Below are 22740 nucleotides of genomic sequence, written 5' to 3' on the forward strand. Positions count from 1 at the left end.
AGATAAAGGGTTTGCGCCTTTGTTTTATCCTGTCTCGGGAACTTCTGTCGCATTCCCTCGTCTTTTCGCCTCATTGGCGGTAGACCAAAAAAGCCTTTTTCTGTAAGCTACAGCTTTAGTGTGTCCACTAAAAGCGCGCAGATGATTCGATAAGAAAGCGGGGTGACGTAACTACGTCATTCCGCTTTTTTGCAACCTGCGAACGCCCTTTCAGGCTTTACTTACGGGAGGTCTTCTTGACTAAGCCAGCCATACTCGCCCTTGCTGATGGCAGCATTTTTCGCGGCGAAGCCATTGGAGCCGACGGTCAAACCGTTGGCGAGGTAGTGTTTAACACTGCCATGACCGGCTATCAGGAAATCCTTACCGATCCTTCCTATGCCCAGCAAATCGTTACTCTGACGTACCCGCACATCGGCAACACCGGTACCACTCCTGAAGACGCTGAGTCAGATCGCGTCTGGTCTGCCGGTCTGGTCATTCGTGATCTGCCACTGGTTGCCAGCAACTGGCGTAACAAGCTGTCGCTGGATGAATACCTGAAAGCCAACAACGTCGTAGCAATCGCTGGCATCGACACCCGTCGCCTGACCCGCATCCTGCGTGAGAAAGGCGCACAGAACGGCTGCATCATGGCCGGTGACAACATTTCCGAAGAAGCTGCAATTGCTGCCGCGCGTGGCTTCCCGGGTCTGAAAGGCATGGACCTGGCGAAAGTCGTCAGCGTCAAGGAAGCGTACGAGTGGCGCTCCAGCGTCTGGTCGTTGAAGACTGACAGCTGCCCGGAAATCGCCGCGTCCGAATTGCCTTACCACGTTGTAGCCTATGACTACGGCGTCAAGGTCAACATCCTGCGCATGCTGGTTGAGCGCGGTTGCCGCGTGACCGTGGTCCCTGCGCAAACGCCTGCCAGCGAAGTACTCGCGTACAAGCCTGACGGTGTATTTCTGTCCAACGGCCCTGGCGACCCGGAGCCGTGCGATTACGCCATCAAGGCGATCAAGGAAGTGCTGGAAACCGACATTCCGGTATTCGGTATTTGCCTGGGTCACCAACTGCTGGCGCTGGCTTCCGGTGCCAAGACAGTGAAGATGGGCCATGGCCACCACGGTGCCAACCACCCGGTACAGGATCTGAAAACCGGCGTTGTGATGATCACCAGCCAGAACCACGGTTTTGCGGTGGATGAATCAACACTGCCGGCCAATGTTCAGGCGATCCACAAGTCGCTGTTCGACGGCAGCCTGCAGGGCATCGAGCGTACCGACAAGGACGCGTTCAGCTTCCAGGGTCACCCTGAAGCAAGCCCGGGCCCGACTGACGTGGCTCCGCTGTTTGATCGCTTTATCGAAACCATGGCCAAGCGACGCTGAACGGTTGCCTTGAGAATGTAACGCGCAGCGCTGGGCTGGACCTGGATGAACGTCCGGCGAAGACCGCCCAGCCGCTGCAAAGAAGTTCAAGACGGCTTGCCGACTGACCTACGGATTTGAGTGACAAACCCATGCCAAAACGTACAGACATTAAAAGCATCCTGATTCTCGGCGCCGGTCCTATCGTGATCGGTCAGGCCTGTGAATTCGACTACTCCGGCGCTCAGGCCTGTAAAGCCCTGCGCGAAGAGGGTTACCGCGTCATCCTGGTGAACTCCAACCCAGCGACCATCATGACCGACCCGGCAATGGCCGACGCGACCTACATCGAGCCGATCAAATGGCAGACCGTTGCCAAGATCATCGAGAAAGAGCGTCCAGACGCCGTGCTGCCAACCATGGGAGGTCAAACCGCTCTGAACTGCGCACTGGATCTGGAGCGCGAAGGCGTTCTGGCCAAGTTCGGCGTTGAGATGATCGGTGCAAACGCCGACACCATCGACAAGGCTGAAGACCGTTCGCGTTTCGACAAAGCCATGAAATCCATCGGTCTGGACTGCCCACGCTCGGGTATTGCCCACACCATGGAAGAGTCCTACGCGGTTCTGGAAAAGCTCGGCTTCCCGTGCATCATCCGTCCATCATTCACCATGGGCGGCACCGGTGGCGGTATCGCGTACAACCGTGAAGAGTTCGAAGAAATCTGCACCCGCGGTCTGGACCTGTCTCCGACCAAGGAACTGCTGATCGACGAATCGCTGATCGGCTGGAAAGAATATGAGATGGAAGTTGTCCGCGACAAAAAGGACAACTGCATCATCGTCTGCTCCATCGAAAACTTCGACCCGATGGGCGTCCATACCGGCGACTCGATCACTGTTGCGCCAGCGCAAACGCTGACCGACAAGGAATACCAGATCATGCGTAACGCCTCTTTGGCGGTACTGCGTGAAATCGGTGTGGAAACCGGTGGTTCCAACGTTCAGTTCGGCATCTGCCCGAACACTGGTCGTATGGTCGTGATCGAGATGAACCCGCGTGTATCGCGTTCCTCGGCACTGGCTTCGAAAGCGACCGGTTTCCCGATCGCTCGCGTAGCCGCCAAACTGGCTATCGGTTACACCCTCGATGAGCTGCAAAACGAAATCACCGGCGGCAAGACCCCGGCGTCTTTCGAGCCTTCGATCGACTACGTCGTGACCAAGCTGCCACGCTTTGCCTTCGAGAAATTCTCCAAGGCTGACGCTCGCCTGACCACGCAAATGAAGTCGGTCGGTGAAGTCATGGCAATCGGCCGGACCTTCCAGGAATCCCTGCAGAAAGCTTTGCGCGGTCTGGAAGTGGGTGTGTGTGGTCTCGATCCGAAGCTGGACCTGAGCAACCCGGAAAGCATGAGCACCCTCAAGCGGGAGCTGACCGTGCCGGGTGCCGAGCGTATCTGGTACGTGGCTGATGCGTTCCGCGCCGGCATGACGGTCGAAGAAATCTTCGCCATGAACATGATCGATCCGTGGTTCCTGGTACAGATCGAAGATCTGATCAAGGAAGAAGAGAAGGTCAAGACTCTGGGGCTGTCGGCTATCGATCACAGCCTGATGTTCCGCCTCAAGCGTAAAGGCTTCTCCGATGCACGTCTGGCCAAGCTGCTGGGCGTTACCGAGAAGAACCTGCGCACTCATCGCCACAAGCTGGAAGTGTTCCCGGTCTACAAGCGTGTTGACACGTGTGCCGCCGAGTTCGCTACTGACACCGCTTACCTGTACTCGACGTACGAAGAAGAGTGCGAAGCTGCACCGACAGGTCGTGACAAGATCATGATCCTGGGTGGCGGTCCTAACCGTATTGGCCAAGGCATCGAGTTCGACTACTGCTGTGTACATGCGGCTCTCGCCCTGCGCGAAGACGGGTACGAGACCATCATGGTCAACTGCAACCCGGAAACCGTATCCACCGACTACGACACCTCTGATCGCCTGTACTTCGAGCCGGTAACTCTGGAAGACGTACTGGAGATCGTCCGTGTCGAGAAGCCTAAGGGCGTTATCGTTCAGTACGGTGGTCAGACGCCTCTGAAACTGGCTCGCGCTCTTGAAGCGGCCGGTGTGCCAATCATCGGCACCAGCCCTGATGCTATCGACCGTGCAGAAGACCGTGAGCGCTTCCAGCAAATGGTTGAGCGCCTGAACCTGCGTCAGCCGCCTAACGCCACTGTGCGCAGCGAAGACGAAGCGATTCGCGCTGCTGCAAAAATCGGTTATCCGCTGGTTGTGCGTCCGTCCTACGTGTTGGGCGGCCGTGCGATGGAAATCGTTTATCAGGAAGACGAGCTCAAGCGCTACCTGCGCGAAGCTGTTCAAGTGTCCAATGACAGCCCGGTGCTGCTGGACCACTTCCTGAACTGCGCCATTGAAATGGACGTCGATGCCGTTTGTGACGGTACTGACGTGGTGATCGGCGCGATCATGCAGCACATTGAACAGGCTGGCGTTCACTCCGGTGACTCCGCATGTTCGCTGCCTCCGTACTCGCTCCCGGCTCATATCCAGGACGAAATGCGCGAGCAGGTGAAGAAGATGGCGCTGGAGCTGGGTGTGGTCGGTCTGATGAACGTGCAGTTGGCGTTGCAGGGTGAAGACATCTACGTGATCGAAGTGAACCCGCGTGCCTCGCGTACCGTGCCGTTCGTTTCCAAGTGCATCGGTGTTTCCCTGGCGATGATCGCTGCGCGCGTCATGGCCGGTAAAACCCTGAAAGAGCTGAACTTCACCAAAGAAATCATCCCGAATTTCTACAGCGTGAAAGAGGCGGTGTTCCCGTTCGCCAAATTCCCTGGCGTAGACCCGATCCTTGGCCCAGAGATGAAGTCGACCGGCGAAGTCATGGGTGTGGGTGATACGTTCGGTGAGGCATTCGCCAAGGCTCAGATGGGCGCCAGCGAAGTACTGCCGACCGGTGGCACTGCGTTCATTAGCGTGCGTGACGACGACAAGCCTTTGGTGGCTGGCGTTGCTCGTGACCTGATCAACCTCGGTTTCGAAATCGTTGCCACTGCCGGTACTGCCAAGTTGATTGAAGAGGCGGGCCTGAAGGTTCGTCGTGTCAACAAAGTGACCGAAGGCCGTCCGCACGTTGTCGACATGATCAAGAATGACGAAGTCACGCTGATCATCAACACCACCGAGGGGCGTCAGTCGATCGCTGATTCCTACTCTATTCGTCGTAATGCCTTGCAGCACAAAATCTACTGCACCACGACCATTGCTGCGGGCGAGGCCATCTGCGAAGCGCTGAAATTCGGTCCGGAAAAGACCGTGCGTCGCTTGCAGGATCTACATGCAGGATTGAAGGCATGATCAAATACCCAATGACAGTTCAGGGCGCTCGCGCCCTGGAAGAAGAGTTGACCCACCTGACCAAGGTGGTTCGCCCGAAGCTCAGCCAGGACATCGGTACTGCGCGTGAGTTGGGTGACCTGAAGGAAAACGCTGAGTACCACGCTGCCCGCGAGCAGCAAGGTATGGTTGAGGCGCGTATCCGTGATATCGAAGGCCGCATGCAGAATGCTGTGGTCATCGATGTCACCACGATCCCGCATACCGGCAAAGTGATTTTCGGCACCACAGTGGAAATCGCCAACGTCGAGACTGACGAATCTGTGAAATACCAGATCGTCGGTGAGGACGAGGCAGACATCAAACAGGGCAAGATTTCGGTCGGCTCACCCATTGCACGCGCCTTGATTGCCAAGGAAGAGGGTGATGTGGTGGTGGTCAAAACGCCAAGCGGCGTGATCGAGTACGAGATTGTTGAAGTCAGTCACATTTGAACAACGTCGCCCGTTTTCGACGGGCGCATTGACCTGGCAGCTTGCCCAGACTTTTTGGGTGGGCGGCTTGGTCTTGTTGCATCTGGCGATGCTCGCAGTACTTGATCAGACCGGCCTTGCGCCGTTATTGATCAGTGAGCTCACCAGTTTTTCCGGCGCGTTACTGGTAGGGATTGCAGTGTTATGTGCGACCCTGCAGTTGGCAGTTTTGGTGAGTTTCAAGCGGTCGGCAGGTATCTGGCGTGATTTGCGCGGACAATTGCTGATCATTGCGATTCTGTCGGCGGGCGGCTACTTCGCCTTGCGGCTGTGGTTGCCGGATGCGATTAGCTGGCAGTTGCTGAGCTACACGATTTTGGGAATGTCCGGCCTGCTGCTGGTTTTACAGCCTGTGCCGGAGAGTAGCGCCAGGGCACGCTGATGCGGCCCTGGGCTGGTGATATCAAACTGCGCGGTGGACGTTGGAAAGCTGCTTGTTTACCTTTGGGTTCTTGCGGTAGATCAACGCCATTTTGCCGATGACCTGCACAAGATCCGCAGATCCGGCCTTGCACAGTTCGGCAATGGCTTGAAGGCGGCTTTCGCGGTCCAGGATGTTGAGTTTGATCTTGATCAGCTCGTGATCGCTCAGTGCGCGCTCCAGTTCGGCGAGCACACCTTCGGTCAAACCATTGTCAGCCACGATCAATACCGGTTTCAGGTGGTGGCCAATGGATTTGTACTGTTTCTTCTGCTCTTGAGTGAGCGGCATAATCTGACCTCTGCGTCTGATCTTGTAAAAAGCGGCGGCCAGTTTACCCGAGCGAGTCCGGGACCGCCCACTTAATCACGACTCGATTATTTTTGAGGTGCCCCGTGGCCCGTTCCAAGACAAGCCATAACTGGCTCAAAGAACACTTCGACGACAAATACGTCAAAATGGCGCAAAAGGACGGCTACCGTTCACGCGCCAGCTACAAGCTGCTCGAGATTCAGGAAAAGGACAAAATCATTCGTCCTGGCATGACCGTCATTGACCTCGGCGCTGCGCCCGGAGGCTGGTCGCAAGTGACCAGTCGTCTGATTGGGGGTCAAGGTCGGCTGATTGCGTCTGACATACTGGAAATGGACAGCATCCCTGATGTCACCTTTATTCAAGGGGATTTCACCGAGGACGCGGTCCTTGCACAAATTCTGGAGGCTGTCGGTAATACACAGGTAGACCTTGTGATTTCCGATATGGCCCCCAATATGAGTGGACTGAGTGCTGTCGACATGCCGCGCGCAATGTTTCTTTGCGAGTTGGCACTCGATCTTGCTGGACGGGTTTTGCGCCCAGGTGGTGATTTTCTGATCAAGGTTTTCCAGGGTGAAGGCTTTGATGTGTACCACAAGGACATTCGCAAGCTGTTTGACAAGGTCCAGATGCGCAAGCCGTTGTCATCGCGTGATCGCTCCCGCGAGCAGTATTTGTTGGGGCGTGGTTTCCGCGGTATTGAAGGTTCGGCGAGCGATGAGCGCCTTTGAGGTGCAGCGATAGTTTTTTTTAAATGGCCTTGTCGATGCAGCATCACCGAGCATCGTGTAGTCAAAGTTTCACAAAGGGTTACAGACGGCGCCTGCCACATCTGTAGGTTCTGTAGTAAGTTAGGCCGGTGAATATCATGCGAGGCACGCTCTGCGTGGAGCTTGCTTCAGAGGGTAGCTAATTGAACGATATGGCAAAGAATTTGATCCTGTGGTTGATCATCGCAGCTGTCCTGGTGACGGTGATGAACAACTTCTCCAGCCCTAACGAGCCGCAGACCCTCAACTATTCCGAGTTCATCCAGCAAGTGAAGGATGGCAAGGTCGAGAAAGTTGCTGTGGATGGCTACGTCATCACGGGCAAGCGCAGTGATGGCGACACCTTCAAGACCATTCGTCCGGCGATTCAGGACAATGGTTTGATTGGTGATCTGGTCAACAACAACGTGGTTGTTGAAGGCAAACAGCCTGAACAGCAGAGCATCTGGACCCAGTTGCTGGTAGCCAGCTTCCCGATTCTGGTGATCATCGCTGTCTTCATGTTCTTCATGCGCCAGATGCAAGGTGGTGCGGGAGGCAAGGGCGGGCCGATGAGTTTCGGCAAGAGCAAGGCGCGCCTTCTCTCTGAAGATCAGGTAAAGACCACGCTGGCTGACGTTGCGGGTTGCGACGAAGCCAAGGAAGAAGTGGGCGAGCTGGTTGAGTTCCTCCGCGATCCGGGCAAATTCCAGCGTCTGGGCGGTCGTATTCCTCGCGGCGTGCTGATGGTTGGCCCGCCGGGTACCGGTAAAACCTTGCTGGCGAAAGCCATTGCGGGTGAAGCGAAAGTACCATTTTTCACAATTTCCGGTTCTGACTTCGTGGAAATGTTCGTGGGTGTTGGCGCAAGCCGCGTTCGCGACATGTTCGAACAAGCCAAGAAACATGCTCCCTGCATTATCTTCATCGACGAAATCGACGCTGTAGGTCGCCATCGTGGTGCAGGCATGGGCGGTGGTCACGACGAGCGTGAGCAGACTCTCAACCAGTTGCTGGTAGAGATGGATGGTTTCGAAATGAATGACGGCATCATCGTCATCGCTGCGACCAACCGTCCTGACGTACTCGACCCCGCGCTGCTGCGTCCAGGCCGCTTTGACCGTCAGGTTGTAGTGGGTCTGCCGGATATTCGCGGTCGTGAGCAGATTCTCAAGGTTCACATGCGTAAAGTGCCGATGGGCGACGACGTCAACGCGGGTGTTATCGCGCGTGGTACGCCTGGCTTCTCCGGTGCTGACCTTGCCAACCTGGTCAACGAGGCATCGCTGTTCGCTGCCCGTACCGGTAAGCGCATCGTCGAGATGAAAGAGTTTGAACTCGCCAAAGACAAAATCATGATGGGCGCTGAGCGCAAATCCATGGTCATGTCCGAGAAAGAGAAGCGTAATACGGCTTATCACGAAGCGGGTCACGCAATCGTGGGTCGTGTGGTGCCAGAGCATGATCCGGTTTACAAAGTGTCGATCATCCCTCGCGGTCGTGCGCTGGGTGTCACTATGTTCCTCCCTGAGGAAGATCGTTACAGCCTGTCCAAGCGTGCCCTGATCAGTCAGATCTGCTCGTTGTATGGCGGTCGGATTGCTGAAGAGATGACCCTGGGTTTTGACGGTGTTACCACTGGCGCTTCCAACGACATCATGCGAGCCAGTCAGATTGCCCGGAACATGGTTACCAAGTGGGGTCTGTCCGAGAAACTGGGTCCTCTGCTGTACGGTGAAGACGAAGACCAGGGCTACCTGGGTCGTGGCGGCGGTGGCACCAGCAGTGGTTTGTCGGCTGACACCTCGCGTTTGATCGACTCTGAAGTGCGCAGCATCATCGATCAGTGCTATGGCACCGCCAAACAGATCCTCACCGACAATCGTGAGAAGCTCGACGCGATGGCAGATGCGTTGATGAAGTACGAAACGATTGATGCTGAGCAGATCGACGATATTATGGCTGGCCGTACTCCGCGTGAGCCGCGCGATTGGGAAGGTGGTTCGGGTACTCCAGGTACACCGGTGACACCTCCGGACGTTCGTCCGGAAGCCCCGATCGGTGGCCCTGCTGCTGAACACTAAGGCCTGACATGAACGCTGTGCTGTACCCAACCCGGTTGCCTTGCGGCAACCGGGTTCTTGATTTGTCCCGTACGCATGTTATGGGCATCCTCAACGCAACTCCCGATTCCTTCTCTGATGGTGGTCGCTACACCCATCTCGATGCTGCGTTGAAACACGCACAGGCGATGGTTGCTGCGGGGGCTACGCTGATTGATGTCGGGGGCGAATCAACTCGCCCTGGCGCGCGTGCCGTCTCGCCCACTGAAGAGCTTGAGCGTGTTGCGCCTGTCGTAGAAGCCTTGAGTCGTGAGCTGGATGTGATCATTTCGGTGGACACGTCAACGCCTGCGGTTATTCGCGAAACAGCGCGTCTCGGCGCCGGACTGATCAACGATGTTCGTTCGTTGCGTCGTGATGGTGCGCTGGATGCGGCTGCCGCTACGGGGTTGCCGGTGTGCTTGATGCACATGCGCGGCGAGCCGGGTGACATGCAGGATGATCCGCAGTATGGCGATCTGGTCGCAGAGGTCAGCGGGTTCTTGCGCGAGCGAATGGACCAGTGCGCAGTTGCCGGCATTCCCGAAGAGCGCATTATTCTTGATCCGGGTTTTGGCTTCGCCAAGAGCCTCGATCACAATCTGAGCTTGTTCAAGCATATGCAGGAGCTGCATATGCTGGGGCGTCCGCTATTGGTTGGCGTCTCGCGCAAGAGCATGATTGGCGGTGCGCTGGGTCGCCCGGTGGGTGAGCGCCTTTATGGTGGTCTTGCCCTTGCCGCGCTGGCGATGACCAAGGGCGCAAGAATTCTACGTGTGCATGATGTGGCCGAAACGGTTGATGTCGTGCGGATGATTGCCGCAGTTGAAGCGGCGCAATAAGAATATTGGAGCATCCATGATTACCAAGAAATACTTCGGAACCGACGGCATTCGTGGTCGAGTGGGGCAGTTCCCTATCACTCCAGAATTCATGCTGAAGCTCGGTTGGGCAGCAGGCATGGCGTTTCGTCGTCTTGGCGCCTGCCGCATTCTGGTCGGCAAGGACACGCGTATTTCAGGTTACATGTTCGAGTCTGCGCTTGAGGCGGGTCTCTCTGCTGCGGGCGCTGACGTCATGCTGCTCGGACCAATGCCTACGCCTGCAATTGCTTATCTGACCCGTACTTTCCATGCAGAAGCCGGGATCGTGATCAGCGCGTCGCACAATCCGCACTACGACAACGGCATCAAGTTCTTTTCCGGCCAGGGCACGAAACTGCCTGACGAAATCGAACTGATGATCGAAGAGCTGCTCGATGCGCCAATGACGGTCGTCGAATCTGAAAAGCTCGGCAAGGTTTCGCGTATCAACGACGCTGCGGGCCGCTATATCGAGTTCTGCAAAAGTAGTGTGCCAACCAGTACCGACTTTGCCGGCCTCAAGCTTGTGATCGACTGTGCTCATGGTGCGACCTATAAAGTCGCCCCGAATGTATTTCGTGAGCTGGGCGCGCACGTCACGGTGTTGTCCGCGCAGCCTGACGGCCTGAACATCAACGAAAATTGCGGCTCCACTCATATGGGTGCACTGCAGGCGGCGGTACTGGCTGAACACGCAGACCTGGGTATCGGTTTTGATGGTGATGGCGATCGCGTGTTGATGGTGGATCACACCGGCGCTGTCGTTGATGGCGATGAGCTGCTGTTTATCATCGCTCGTGATCTTCACGCGCGTGGTCGTCTGCAGGGCGGCGTTGTGGGTACCCTGATGAGCAACCTCGGCCTGGAGCTGGCGTTGGCTGATCTGGATATTCCGTTCGTGCGTGCCAACGTAGGTGACCGTTATGTGATCGCCGAACTGCTGGAACGTAACTGGCAGGTTGGTGGTGAAAACTCGGGGCACGTGGTTTGCTTCCAGCATACGACCACCGGCGATGCAATTATTGCTGCGCTACAGGTGCTGCTGGCTCTGCGTCGTAATGGCGAGAGCCTTGCGCAGGCGCGTCAGGCGCTTCGCAAGTGTCCACAAGTGCTGGTTAACGTTCGGTTTTCGGGTGGTGTTGACCCGGTTTCGCACCCTGCAGTCAAAGAGGCGTGTGACCGTGTTACCGCCGCTATGGAAGGGCGTGGTCGCGTGTTGTTGCGCAAGTCCGGGACCGAACCGCTGGTGCGTGTCATGGTTGAAGGTGAGGACGAAGTGCAGGTTCGCGGTTATGCCGATGAGCTGGCAAAACTGGTTGCTGAAGTTTGCGCCTGATTTCGGCTTGCCAGTGTTGAAACTGTTGGGTAACATCTGCGCCCACTTTGACCGACGAGGTACAGCATGCGTCGCCCTATGGTAGCTGGTAACTGGAAGATGCACGGTACCCGCGCCAGCGTCGCTGAGCTGATCGAGGGCCTTGCTGAGCAGGTCCTCCCTGGCGGTGTTGATGTGGCGGTATTTCCGTCGAGCCTGCACATAAGCCTGGTGATCGAAGGTTTGCAGGGTAAATCGATTTCCGTGGGTGCGCAGAATTGCGCCCATGAAGCAGGACAGGGTGCTTTGACCGGGGAAGTGTCTCCGAGTCAATTGGCTGATGCGGGTTGCAAGCTGGTACTTGTTGGGCATTCGGAGCGTCGCCAGATTATGGGCGAAAGCGATGATGTTCTTATTCGCAAGTTCGCTGCAGCTCAGGCAAGCGGCCTGACGCCGGTGCTGTGCATTGGCGAAACCCTTGAAGAGCGTGAAGCTGGCAAAACGCTTGAGGTTGTCGGGCAACAACTTGACAGCATCATCGCGGCGCTGGGTATCAAGGCTCTCGTAAATGCAGTAATCGCTTACGAGCCAGTCTGGGCCATTGGCACCGGGCTGACCGCTTCGCCTCAACAGGCGCAGGACGTGCACGCAGCCATTCGTGCGCAGTTGGCGAAAGAGAATGCTGAGGTCGCACAAGGCGTGCGACTTCTTTATGGCGGCAGCGTGAAGGCGGCCAATGCGGCCGAACTGTTCGGCATGCCGGATATCGATGGGGGGCTCATTGGTGGTGCCTCCCTGAATGCAGCTGAGTTCGGTGCGATTATTCGCGCCGCGGGAAACTGAAAAAATGCTGGAAACAGTCGTAGTCGTTTTTCATCTGTTGGCCGCTCTGGGCGTTGTTGTCCTGGTTTTGCTGCAGCAGGGTAAAGGTGCGGACGCTGGTGCGTCTTTCGGAGCAGGTGCATCAAATACTGTGTTCGGAAGCCAAGGTTCCTCTACCTTTCTTAGTAAGTTTACTGGTATACTCGCCGCAGCTTTTTTCATAACCAGCTTGGGGTTAGGTTACTTTGCTAAAGAGAAAGCTCATGAGCTGACTCAAGTAGGTTTGCCAGATCCAGCGGTAATGGAAGTGAAGCAAAAGCCGGCAGCAGATGATGTTCCGGTGCTCGAAGGGCAAAAGCCAGCTGTTGTTCCAGCTGACGTACCTCAAGCTCCAGAGCAGAAGTAAGGTTTCAACGGCAGTGAAGTTTGAGGCTGCAAAAGATGTATTGCCGAGGTGGTGGAATTGGTAGACACGCAACCTTGAGGTGGTTGTGCCCATAGGGTGTAGGGGTTCGAGTCCCCTTCTCGGTACCAATTATCAGGAGAGCCCGCTGTTGCGGGCTTTCTTGTAGGTGGAAGGTTACATTGACCCTGCAAGGGATCGGTCGTATACTTCCGCCCCAGCTTTGTCGCGGGGTGGAGCAGTCTGGTAGCTCGTCGGGCTCATAACCCGAAGGTCGTCGGTTCAAATCCGGCCCCCGCAACCAGTTTAAGGAGCCCCTTTTAAGGGGCTTTTTGTTAGCTGGACACTTTCAACGCCGCTGTTCGACGGCGTTTCAAGGATGGGCGTTTCGCCCATTTTTTTATTTTGCATAGCATGCACATACATGCACGAGGGGGTTCAGGTGTCGAGCAAGCTAGAAGAGTTGCAGGCCTTGCTGGCCCCGGTGGTCGTGGCCCTGGGCTATGAATGCTGGGGTATTGAGTTTTCGGCTCAAGGTCGCCACTCAATGTTGCGCGTTTATATTGATAAGGAAGGCGGCGTGCTGGTGGACGATTGTGCCATCGTGAGCCGTCAAATCAGCGGTGTTCTGGATGTTGAAGATCCGATTTCCGTTGAATACACCCTTGAAGTTTCCTCGCCTGGCATGGAACGCCCACTGTTCACTATCGAGCAGTTTGCACAATTTGCCGGTGCACAAGTGAAGATCAAGCTGCGTTCGCCTTTCGAGGGGCGACGCAACTTTCAGGGCCTTCTGCGTGGTGTAGAAGAGCAGGACGTTGTGGTGCAGGTAGAAGACCATGAGTTCCTGTTGCCGATCGATATGATCGACAAGGCCAACATTATTCCCACGTTTGACTGATACGTGCCAAATACTGCGGATCCCGCGGATCCAATGGCTTGCGAAAGGCGAGGCGTACGATGAGCAAAGAAGTACTGCTGGTTGTTGAGTCGGTGTCCAATGAAAAGGGCGTCCCGGCAGGTGTTATTTTTGAAGCGCTGGAACTGGCTCTGGCCACAGCGACAAAAAAACGCTTTGAAGATGAAGTTGAGCTGCGTGTAGAGATCAACCGTCAGACGGGTAACTACGAGACGTTCCGCCGCTGGACAGTGGTCGAAGACGAAGACCTTGACGATCCAGCATACGAGCTGGCCGTCGATCAGGCTCAAGAGAAAAGGCCAGGCGCTGTAGCCGGCGACCTGATCGAAGAAAAAATCGAATCCATCGAGTTCGGCCGCATCGCTGCGCAGACTGCCAAGCAAGTCATTGTGCAGAAGGTTCGCGAAGCTGAGCGTGCCCAAGTGGTTGACGCCTATCGTGAACGATTGGGCGAAATCATTTCCGGTACTGTTAAAAAGGTCACGCGTGACAACGTCATCGTTGATCTGGGTAACAACGCTGAAGCGCTGTTGGCTCGTGAAGACATTATTTCCCGCGAAACCTTCCGCGTAGGTGTCCGTCTGCGGGCTCTGCTGAAGGAAATTCGTACAGAAAACCGTGGTCCGCAGTTGATCCTGTCGCGTACAGCGCCAGAGATGCTGATTGAGCTTTTCCGCATTGAAGTGCCGGAAATCGCTGAAGGTCTGATCGAGGTGATGGCTGCCTCTCGTGACCCGGGTTCGCGTGCAAAAATCGCTGTTCGCTCCAAGGACAAACGAATCGATCCGCAAGGCGCCTGTATCGGCATGCGTGGTTCGCGAGTTCAGGCTGTTTCGGGCGAACTGGGTGGCGAGCGAGTGGATATCGTCCTGTGGGATGACAATCCGGCTCAGTTCGTCATCAACGCGATGTCCCCGGCTGAAGTGGCGGCAATCATCGTTGATGAAGACGCCCATGCAATGGACATTGCGGTCGGTGCCGACAACCTGGCTCAGGCCATCGGCCGCGGCGGTCAGAACGTGCGTCTTGCCAGCCAGTTGACTGGCTGGACCCTGAACGTAATGACCGAATCCGACATCCAGGCCAAGCAGCAAGCAGAAACCGGCGACATCCTGCGCAACTTCATCGACGAGCTGGAAGTCGACGAAGACCTGGCGCAAGTGCTGGTAGATGAAGGCTTCACCAGCCTGGAAGAGATTGCCTACGTACCGGTGGAGGAGATGCTCAACATCGACGGCTTTGACGAGGAAACCGTCAACGAGCTTCGTGCTCGGGCCAAGGATCGTTTGTTGACCAAAGCCATCGCTACAGAGGAAAAGCTGGCAGACGCCCATCCGGCCGAAGACCTGCTCTCGCTTGAGGGTATGGACAAGGATTTGGCGATGGAACTGGCGGTGCGCGGCGTAATTACCCGCGAAGACCTGGCCGAGCAGTCTATTGACGATCTGCTCGACATCGACGGCATTGATGATATTCGTGCCGGCAAGTTGATCATGGCCGCCCGAGCCCACTGGTTCGAGTAATTAGGCGCGGCCTGAGGAGAGAAGTGCATGACGCAAGTCACGGTGAAACAACTGGCCGATGAGGTCAAAACACCGGTAGAGCGCCTGTTGCAGCAGATGCGTGAGGCAGGTCTGCCGCACACCGCCGCCGAAGAACATGTGACTGACAGTGAGAAGCAATCGTTGCTGACTCACTTGAAGAGCAGCCACAAGGCGAAAGTGGAAGAACCACGCAAGATCACGCTGCAGCGTAAAACCACCAGCACCCTGCGTGTTGCTGGCAGCAAAAGCATCAGCGTTGAAGTACGCAAGAAGAAAGTGTTCGTGCAGCGCAGCCCGGAAGAAATCGAGGCCGAGCGCAAGCGCGAGCTTGATGAACGTCGCGCCGTAGAAAATGCTGCCCGTCAAAAGGCTGAAGAAGAAGCCAAGCGCCGCGCCGAAGAAGAAGCGCGTAATCAGCCTTCAGCTCCTGCCGCCGTTGCTACTGAAGCAGCAGCGCCAGCTCCGGCTGCCGAACCTGTTCAGGAAGCACCTGTTGCTGCTCCTGCTCCGGCTCCGGTTGCTGAAGTTCGCAAGCGTGACGAACAGCGTCGTCCGGACAAGCCGCGCAGCGATGATCGCAATGCTCGTGGTGGTGACGGTGATCGCAAGAACGCCCCGCATCGCGCCTCTGTTAAAGAGAAAGCTCCAGCGCCACGCGTTGCCCCGCGCACTACTGACGAAGAAAGCGATGGCTTCCGTCGTGGTGGTCGTGGCAAGGCCAAGCTGAAGAAGCGTAATGCTCACGGTTTCCAGAGCCCTACCGGCCCTGTGGTTCGTGACGTGAAAATCGGTGAGACCATCACTGTCGGCGACCTGGCACAACAAATGTCGGTCAAGGCAGCTGAGATCATCAAGTTCATGTTCAAGCTGGGTACTCCAGCCACCATCAACCAGGTTCTGGATCAGGAAACTGCTCAACTGGTTGCTGAGGAGCTGGGCCACAAAGTGACCTTGGTCAGCGATACAGCCCTGGAAGATTCCCTGGCAGAATCGTTGAAGTTCGAAGGTGAAACGTTCTCCCGTGCTCCTGTTGTGACCGTAATGGGTCACGTTGACCACGGTAAGACTTCCCTTCTCGACTACATTCGTCGTGCCAAGGTTGCTGCTGGCGAAGCCGGTGGTATCACCCAGCACATTGGTGCATACCACGTTGAAACCGAACGCGGCATGGTCACCTTCCTCGACACCCCGGGTCACGCCGCGTTTACCGCAATGCGTGCTCGTGGTGCCAAGGCCACTGACATCGTGATCCTCGTTGTTGCTGCTGACGACGGCGTGATGCCACAGACCATCGAAGCCGTGCAACACGCCAAGGCTGCCGGTGTTCCGCTGGTCGTTGCAGTGAACAAGATCGACAAGCCGGGCGCTGACCTGGACCGCATCCGCAGTGAACTGTCGGTTCACGGCGTGACGTCCGAAGAGTGGGGCGGTGAAACGCCGTTCGTTTCGGTCTCCGCGAAGATGGGTACCGGTGTTGATGACCTGCTCGAAGCAGTTCTGCTGCAGGCTGAAGTCCTGGAACTGACTGCAACACCTTCGGCTCCTGGCCGTGGTGTTGTTGTTGAGTCGCGTCTCGACAAGGGCCGTGGTCCGGTCGCAACTGTTCTGGTTCAGGACGGTACGCTGCGTCAGGGCGACATGGTGCTGGTTGGTTCGAACTATGGCCGCGTTCGCGCCATGCTCGACGAGAACGGCAAGCCAATCAAGGAAGCAGGTCCAGCCATTCCGGTCGAAATTCTCGGCCTGGACGGTACGCCGGACGCTGGTGACGAGATGAGCGTTGTTGCTGACGAGAAGAAAGCCCGTGAAGTGGCTCTGTTCCGTCAAGGCAAGTTCCGCGAAGTCAAACTGGCCCGTGCTCACGCTGGCAAGCTGGAGAACATCTTCGAGAACATGGGGCAGGAAGAGAAGAAGACGCTTAATATCGTCCTCAAATCCGACGTCCGTGGTTCCCTGGAAGCTCTGCAGGGCGCATTGAACGGCCTGGGTAACGACGAAGTGCAAGTGCGCGTTGTCGGCGGCGGTGTCGGTGGTATCACCGAGAGCGATGCTAACCTGGCGCTGGCTTCCAACGCTGTACTGTTCGGCTTCAACGTGCGTGCTGATGCTGGCGCTCGCAAGATCGTCGAGCAGGAAGGTCTGGATATGCGTTACTACAACGTAATCTACGACATCATCGAAGACGTCAAGAAAGCCCTTACCGGTATGCTTGGCAGCGATGTTCGGGAAAATATCCTGGGTATTGCTGAAGTCCGCGACGTGTTCCGTTCGCCGAAGTTTGGCGCGATCGCTGGTTGCATGGTTATCGAAGGCGTTGTCTTCCGTAACCGTCCGATTCGTGTACTGCGTGAAGACATCGTTATCTTCGAAGGCGAGCTGGAATCCCTGCGTCGCTTCAAGGATGACGCTTCCGAAGTTCGTGCCGGCATGGAATGTGGTATTGGCGTCAAGAGCTACAACGACGTCAAAGTCGGTGACAAGATCGAAGTCTTCGAGAAGGTCCAAGTGGCTCGCAGCCTCTAAGTCGCGAGCTATAGGAGCCATGGCAGGTCTTCGCATGCAAATGCCGCAGACCCTGTCATGGGCTCAACACGCAACGCCCGGTCCGACATCTGTCAGGCCGGGCGTTTGCCGCTTTCAGACCGCGAGGGTTTCGCCCCCGGTCAGTATCAGGTAGCAAAACATGGCAAAAGAATATAGCCGTACCCAACGCATTGGCGATCAGATGCAGCGCGAGCTGGCTCAACTGATCCGTCGCGAAATCAAGGACCCGCGCGTAGGTCTGGTCACCATCACTGCTGTTGATGTCAGCCGTGACGTCGGTCACGCCAAGATTTTCATGACCGTCATGGGTCAGGACAGCGCAGAAGAGATTTCGCAGACCATCAAGGTGCTGAACTCCGCTGCAGGCTTCCTGCGGATGCAGCTGGCCCGTGAAATGAAACTGCGCAGCGTGCCTCAGTTGCACTTCCACTACGACGAGAGCGTCGTGCGTGGTGCGCACCTTTCGGCCCTGATCGAACGTGCTGTTGCCGAAGACGGCCAGCATGCCGGTGACGCGCCGCAGAGCACCACCAAGCCAGAAAGCAACGAGGAATAAGGCGTGGCTCAGGTCAAGCGCATTCGTCGTAACGTCAGTGGGATCATCCTGCTCGACAAACCTCTGGGCTTCACTTCCAACGCCGCCTTGCAGAAGGTGCGCTGGTTGCTCAATGCCGAGAAGGCTGGCCACACCGGCAGCCTCGATCCGTTGGCCAGTGGCGTACTGCCGTTGTGCTTCGGCGAAGCCACCAAGTTCTCGCAATACCTGCTCGACTCAGACAAGGCCTACGAAACACTGGCGCAATTGGGTAGAACCACGACTACCGGCGATGCCGAAGGCGAGGTTTTGCAGACGCGTCCAGTGACCGTTGGTCGTAACGATATCGAAGCGGTATTACCGGGATTTCGCGGTGAAATCAGTCAGATACCACCGATGTACTCCGCTCTCAAGCGTGACGGGCAACCCCTGTACAAGCTGGCACGTGCCGGGGAAGTAGTGGAGCGCGAACCGCGTTCTGTTACTATTGCGCGCCTGGAATTGCTCGAATGTGATGCAGACACTGCACGCTTCTCGGTCGATTGCAGCAAAGGTACATATATACGTACCCTGGTTGAAGATATTGGTGAGAAACTGGGCTGCGGTGCTTATGTCGCGCAATTGCGCCGTACACAAGCCGGACCTTTCAGCCTGGCCCAGACGGTCACTCTGGAAGAGTTGGAGCAGGTGCACGCCGACGGCGGTAATGAAGCAGTTGATCGCTTCCTGATGCCATCGGACAGCGGTTTACAGGACTGGCCGGTATTGCAGTTTTCGGAACACAGTTCGTTTTACTGGCTGCATGGTCAGCCGGTAAGAGCACCGGACGCGCCGCAATTTGGCATGGTTCGGGTGCAAGATCACAATGGTCGCTTCATCGGTATCGGTGAAGTGAGCGAAGACGGGCGGATCGCGCCACGTCGTTTGATTCGGTCAGAATGACCGAACCTCGGGTCATGTGAATGATCCGGGAGAGGATGGCTGTTAACAGGCACGGTCATTCCTCATCTTTTAATACAAGGGTTTGCCCTTGGCCTGTTGAAACCGCTCTTTGGAACGGTTTCCTGATAAAAGGATTGCCCACATGGCACTCAGCGTTGAAGAAAAAGCTCAGATCGTAACCGACTACCAGCAAGCTGTTGGTGACACTGGTTCGCCAGAAGTGCAAGTTGCACTGCTGACCGCCAACATCAACAAACTGCAAGGCCACTTCAAGGCCAACGGTAAAGATCACCACTCGCGTCGTGGTCTGATCCGTATGGTAAACCAGCGTCGTAAGCTGCTGGATTACCTGAAAGGTAAGGACGTTAGCCGTTACAGCGCCCTGATCGGTCGTCTGGGTCTGCGTCGCTAATAACGACTCGGATAGAGGTTGGTTGTCTGCCATCGTCTTACCGTTTTTCGGTAAGGCTGGCAGGCTCCCAGCCTCTAGTTGTATCTGGACAGTCGTGGGGCCGATTCCCCGCACCGCCCAAGAATTCGTAAGAAACCAGTTCCCCAAGAGCCACAAAGAAGGTAGGAAACCGTGAACCCGGTAATCAAGAAATTTCAATTCGGTCAATCGACCGTAACCCTCGAGACTGGCCGCATTGCCCGTCAAGCTTCGGGTGCTGTATTGGTCACCGTTGACGATGACGTCACCGTACTTGTGACTGTGGTCGGCGCCAAGACAGCAGACCCAAGCAAAGGCTTCTTCCCACTTTCCGTGCACTACCAGGAAAAAACCTACGCTGCAGGTAAAATCCCTGGTGGCTTCTTCAAGCGTGAAGGTCGTCCTTCCGAGAAAGAAACCCTGACCTCGCGACTGATCGACCGTCCGATCCGTCCGCTGTTTCCAGAAGGCTTCATGAACGAAGTGCAGGTTGTCTGCACCGTCGTTTCCACCAGCAAGAAAACCGATCCGGACGTCGCTGCGATGATCGGTACTTCGGCTGCTCTGGCAATCTCCGGCATTCCTTTCGATGGCCCGATCGGCGCAGCTCGCGTTGCTTTCCACGAAAGCACCGGCTACCTGCTGAACCCGACTTACGAGCAACTCAAGGCTTCGAGCCTGGACATGGTTGTAGCCGGTACCGAAGAAGCCGTTCTGATGGTTGAATCGGAAGCCAAAGAGCTGACTGAAGACCAGATGCTGGGTGCAGTACTGTTCGCCCACGACGAATTCCAGTCGGTGATCAAGGCTGTTAAAGAACTGGCTGCCGAAGCTGCCAAGCCTACCTGGGCCTGGACGCCGAAGCCTGAAGCTACTTCCCTGCTGGGCGCTATCCGTGCCGAGTTCGGTGAAGCGATTTCCCAGGCTTACACCATTACCGTAAAAGCTGACCGTTACGCGCGTCTGGGCGAGCTGAAAGATCAGATCGTTGCCAAACTCGCTGTAGAAGAAGGCAGCCCGTCTGCCAGCGAAGTCAAAGCAGCGTTCGGTGAAATCGAATACCGCACCGTTCGTGAAAACATCGTTAACGGCAAGCCACGTATCGACGGTCGCGACACTCGCACCGTACGTCCGCTGAACATCGAAGTCGGCGTTCTGCCGAAGACTCACGGTTCGGCTCTGTTCACCCGTGGTGAAACTCAGGCACTGGTTGTTGCCACCCTGGGTACCGCACGTGACGCGCAGCTGCTCGACACCCTTGAAGGCGAGAAAAAAGACCCGTTCATGCTGCACTACAACTTCCCTCCGTTCTCGGTGGGCGAGTGTGGTCGCATGGGTGGTGCTGGCCGTCGCGAGATCGGTCACGGCCGTCTGGCTCGTCGTTCGGTTCAGGCCATGCTGCCTGCTGCTGACGTATTCCCGTACACCATCCGTATCGTTTCGGAAATCACCGAGTCCAACGGTTCCAGCTCCATGGCTTCCGTTTGCGGTGCTTCCCTGGCACTGATGGACGCTGGTGTACCGATGAAGGCACCTGTTGCCGGTATCGCCATGGGTCTGGTTAAAGAAGGCGAGAAATTCGCCATCCTGACCGACATCCTGGGTGACGAAGACCACCTGGGCGACATGGACTTCAAAGTAGCCGGTACCGCTAAAGGTGTTACCGCGCTGCAGATGGACATCAAGATCAAAGGCATCACCGAAGAAATCATGGAAATCGCTCTGGGCCAAGCCCTGGAAGCGCGCCTGAACATTCTCGGTCAGATGAACCAGATCATTGGTCAGTCGCGTACCGAGCTGTCGGAAAATGCTCCGACCATGATCGCGATGAAAATCGACACCGACAAAATCCGTGATGTTATCGGTAAAGGTGGCGCAACCATCCGTGCAATCTGTGAAGAGACCAAGGCTTCGATCGATATCGAAGACGATGGCTCGATCAAGATCTTCGGCGAAACCAAGGAAGCCGCTGAGGCAGCACGTCAGCGCGTTCTGGGTATCACTGCTGAGGCCGAGATCGGCAAGATCTACGTGGGCAAGGTTGAGCGCATCGTCGACTTCGGCGCATTCGTCAACATCCTGCCTGGCAAGGACGGTCTGGTTCACATCTCGATGCTGAGCGATGCTCGCGTTGAGAAAGTGACCGACATCCTGAAAGAAGGCGAGGAAGTCGAAGTGTTGGTACTGGACGTCGACAACCGCGGCCGTATCAAGCTGTCGATCAAAGACGTTGCTGCTGCGAAAGCATCGGGCGTCTGATCTGTCGATCAGTTAGCTGCTCAAAAAGGGATCCTTCGGGATCCCTTTTTTATGTGTCTAATTAAGTAGTTACGGAACTTTCGTGCGTAATAATCAAAGCATGCATCTTGCACGCGAAAGTTTCGACGAGCGGGCAATCTGCACGATTTCAAAAAATTGATTTTTTCATAACCTATTGTTTTTAAAGAATTTATAGCTATTCTCAATGTTGGCATACGGCTTGCGATATATACCATTAACCCTGCTGCCACTTGCTGGCGCAGTTTCTGAGAAAAACAGGAGTTACTCGTATGAAGAAGTTCGCTATTGCTGCTGCCACCGCTACTGCACTGACTCTGACTATGGCCAACGCTGCCTTCGCTCAGACTTCCGCTACCCCAATGGTTGTAGCTGCCAACACCACTACTCAAGAAGTGAAAGAAGACACTTCTGATACCTGGATCACCACCAAGGTCAAAGCTGACCTGCTGACTGAGAAAGGCATTCCAGGTTCGGACATCAAGGTTGAAACCAACAAAGGCGTGGTTTCCCTGTCCTCTATGGTCAAAGTGACCGAAGCTCAGAAAAATACTGCCGTCGCTATCACCAAGAAAATCAAAGGTGTTAAAGACGTATCGGCTGCTGGCCTGAAAGCTGAGTAATCAGACATTCGTCGCTGAACGAGTTAAAGATTGGTGGGCAACCTGGATGGGTAACCGCTGATTCTGGAAGGTTCATGCGAAAGACCACAAGGATGTGGTCATTAAAAGCCCCGGCGGAAACGTCGGGGCTTTTTCTATGGGTCTAAAATGCAGTCCCTCGATTGAAATCCATCACCTGTATGCTCCCCCGCCGTCGTGCAGACGCTGCTCTGTCTTGCAGTAAATATGGGCCCTTTAGGAGTGAGCTTGCTCGCGATAGCGGCAGATCTATAAAGAAGATATCGTCTGACCTTACGCTATCGTGAGGAAGGTGGAGAGCCACCCCGGTCACTCCTACAGAAAAAGCATTTTAATTCAGATAGTTATTTTATGGTTGATAAGAGAGCACTCCCTCAATTCCCGCGTCTGCTATCAATCCTCACCAGCCGACCGCCTTCAAAGCGCAGGTATTGATACATACCGTGGTCCGGGCCGTAGATCCATTCTTCGATCCTCACCTGCTCAGACTGACGGTAATTGCCGCTGTAGGTCTCCTTCGAGCCAATGACTTCCTGGCTTACAGGCACACCACACTTTTGCTGCACTTCAAACGCGCGATCACCGGCGCTGATGAGCTGGCTGCCACAACGCAGGGTTGCCGCTTGAGATGCGCTGGCAAAAGCCAACAAGACCAGGCTGGGAATCAAATACAGGCGCAT

General features: G+C 55.9%; 20 protein-coding genes and 2 tRNA genes. 20 read left to right on the top strand and 2 right to left on the bottom strand.

The window, feature by feature from the left end; all coding sequences use genetic code 11:
- Positions 1-236: 236 nt before the first annotated feature.
- The 4 genes from carA to ACYASS_RS24010 all read left to right on the top strand — a co-directional run bounded on the left by carA (position 237) and on the right by ACYASS_RS24010 (position 5620).
- Positions 237-1373: a glutamine-hydrolyzing carbamoyl-phosphate synthase small subunit gene (gene carA / locus ACYASS_RS23995; protein WP_463587970.1), complete on the top strand. Its 1137-nt coding sequence runs from the start codon at positions 237-239 to the stop codon at positions 1371-1373.
- A 131-nt stretch (positions 1374-1504) separates the two neighbouring features.
- Positions 1505-4726 (top strand): carbamoyl-phosphate synthase large subunit, encoded by a 3222-nt coding sequence (gene carB, locus ACYASS_RS24000; RefSeq protein ID WP_243247218.1) that lies wholly within the window; start codon positions 1505-1507, stop codon positions 4724-4726.
- On the top strand, positions 4723-5199 hold the full coding sequence (greA, locus tag ACYASS_RS24005) for a transcription elongation factor GreA (RefSeq protein WP_122666694.1): 477 nt from the start codon (positions 4723-4725) through the stop codon (positions 5197-5199). Before carB ends, greA begins: the two co-directional genes overlap by 4 nt.
- Positions 5177-5620 carry an MFS transporter gene (locus ACYASS_RS24010; RefSeq protein WP_463587971.1) on the top strand — a complete coding sequence of 148 codons (444 nt, stop codon included), beginning with the start codon at positions 5177-5179 and terminating at the stop codon, positions 5618-5620. Before greA ends, ACYASS_RS24010 begins: the two co-directional genes overlap by 23 nt.
- Positions 5621-5641: 21 nt before the next feature.
- Here ACYASS_RS24010 and ACYASS_RS24015 read toward each other — a convergent pair whose 3' ends face one another.
- Positions 5642-5950: a YhbY family RNA-binding protein gene (locus ACYASS_RS24015; RefSeq protein WP_027900317.1), complete on the bottom strand. Its 309-nt coding sequence runs from the start codon at positions 5948-5950 to the stop codon at positions 5642-5644.
- Positions 5951-6054: 104 nt separating this feature from the next.
- Between ACYASS_RS24015 and rlmE the strand changes: the two genes are divergently transcribed.
- The 16 genes from rlmE (at position 6055) to ACYASS_RS24095 (ending at position 22042) form a co-directional block, all read left to right on the top strand.
- The gene (gene rlmE / locus ACYASS_RS24020) at positions 6055-6705 is read left to right on the top strand and encodes a 23S rRNA (uridine(2552)-2'-O)-methyltransferase RlmE (RefSeq protein WP_037015133.1); all 651 of its coding nucleotides are present in this window, start codon (positions 6055-6057) and stop codon (positions 6703-6705) included.
- A gap of 191 nt (positions 6706-6896) precedes the next feature.
- Complete coding sequence (gene ftsH / locus ACYASS_RS24025) at positions 6897-8807, top strand: ATP-dependent zinc metalloprotease FtsH (protein WP_087266497.1); 1911 nt, start codon at positions 6897-6899, stop codon at positions 8805-8807.
- A gap of 8 nt (positions 8808-8815) precedes the next feature.
- Positions 8816-9667 carry a dihydropteroate synthase gene (gene folP / locus ACYASS_RS24030; RefSeq protein ID WP_463587972.1) on the top strand — a complete coding sequence of 284 codons (852 nt, stop codon included), beginning with the start codon at positions 8816-8818 and terminating at the stop codon, positions 9665-9667.
- A 19-nt stretch (positions 9668-9686) separates the two neighbouring features.
- Positions 9687-11024 carry a phosphoglucosamine mutase gene (glmM, locus tag ACYASS_RS24035; RefSeq protein ID WP_243247259.1) on the top strand — a complete coding sequence of 446 codons (1338 nt, stop codon included), beginning with the start codon at positions 9687-9689 and terminating at the stop codon, positions 11022-11024.
- A gap of 66 nt (positions 11025-11090) precedes the next feature.
- The gene (gene tpiA, locus ACYASS_RS24040; protein ID WP_463587973.1) at positions 11091-11846 is read left to right on the top strand and encodes a triose-phosphate isomerase; all 756 of its coding nucleotides are present in this window, start codon (positions 11091-11093) and stop codon (positions 11844-11846) included.
- A gap of 4 nt (positions 11847-11850) precedes the next feature.
- A complete protein-coding gene (gene secG / locus ACYASS_RS24045) occupies positions 11851-12231 on the top strand; it encodes a preprotein translocase subunit SecG (protein ID WP_243247222.1) in 381 nt (126 codons plus the stop codon).
- 42 nt (positions 12232-12273) lie between these two features.
- A tRNA-Leu gene (locus tag ACYASS_RS24050) sits at positions 12274-12359 on the top strand.
- A gap of 96 nt (positions 12360-12455) precedes the next feature.
- A tRNA-Met gene (locus ACYASS_RS24055) sits at positions 12456-12532 on the top strand.
- A gap of 138 nt (positions 12533-12670) precedes the next feature.
- Complete coding sequence (gene rimP / locus ACYASS_RS24060) at positions 12671-13129, top strand: ribosome maturation factor RimP (protein ID WP_162874006.1); 459 nt, start codon at positions 12671-12673, stop codon at positions 13127-13129.
- A 59-nt stretch (positions 13130-13188) separates the two neighbouring features.
- Complete coding sequence (gene nusA, locus ACYASS_RS24065) at positions 13189-14670, top strand: transcription termination factor NusA (RefSeq protein WP_122666689.1); 1482 nt, start codon at positions 13189-13191, stop codon at positions 14668-14670.
- Between the two features lie 27 nt (positions 14671-14697).
- Positions 14698-17214 (top strand): translation initiation factor IF-2, encoded by a 2517-nt coding sequence (gene infB / locus ACYASS_RS24070; RefSeq protein WP_122666688.1) that lies wholly within the window; start codon positions 14698-14700, stop codon positions 17212-17214.
- A 160-nt stretch (positions 17215-17374) separates the two neighbouring features.
- Positions 17375-17791 carry a 30S ribosome-binding factor RbfA gene (rbfA, locus tag ACYASS_RS24075; RefSeq protein ID WP_463587974.1) on the top strand — a complete coding sequence of 139 codons (417 nt, stop codon included), beginning with the start codon at positions 17375-17377 and terminating at the stop codon, positions 17789-17791.
- A 3-nt stretch (positions 17792-17794) separates the two neighbouring features.
- Positions 17795-18712 carry a tRNA pseudouridine(55) synthase TruB gene (gene truB / locus ACYASS_RS24080; protein WP_463587975.1) on the top strand — a complete coding sequence of 306 codons (918 nt, stop codon included), beginning with the start codon at positions 17795-17797 and terminating at the stop codon, positions 18710-18712.
- Positions 18713-18854: 142 nt separating this feature from the next.
- The gene (rpsO, locus tag ACYASS_RS24085; RefSeq protein WP_002555121.1) at positions 18855-19124 is read left to right on the top strand and encodes a 30S ribosomal protein S15; all 270 of its coding nucleotides are present in this window, start codon (positions 18855-18857) and stop codon (positions 19122-19124) included.
- 171 nt (positions 19125-19295) lie between these two features.
- On the top strand, positions 19296-21401 hold the full coding sequence (pnp, locus tag ACYASS_RS24090; protein WP_463587976.1) for a polyribonucleotide nucleotidyltransferase: 2106 nt from the start codon (positions 19296-19298) through the stop codon (positions 21399-21401).
- A gap of 290 nt (positions 21402-21691) precedes the next feature.
- Positions 21692-22042, top strand: coding sequence for a BON domain-containing protein (locus ACYASS_RS24095; protein ID WP_243247224.1), 351 nt, complete (start codon positions 21692-21694; stop codon positions 22040-22042).
- A 392-nt stretch (positions 22043-22434) separates the two neighbouring features.
- On the opposite strand, the gene ACYASS_RS24100 is transcribed toward ACYASS_RS24095, so the two are convergent.
- Complete coding sequence (locus ACYASS_RS24100; RefSeq protein WP_463587977.1) at positions 22435-22740, bottom strand: DUF2845 domain-containing protein; 306 nt, start codon at positions 22738-22740, stop codon at positions 22435-22437.

It is taken from the genome of Pseudomonas sp. HP_14 (assembly GCF_055283875.1).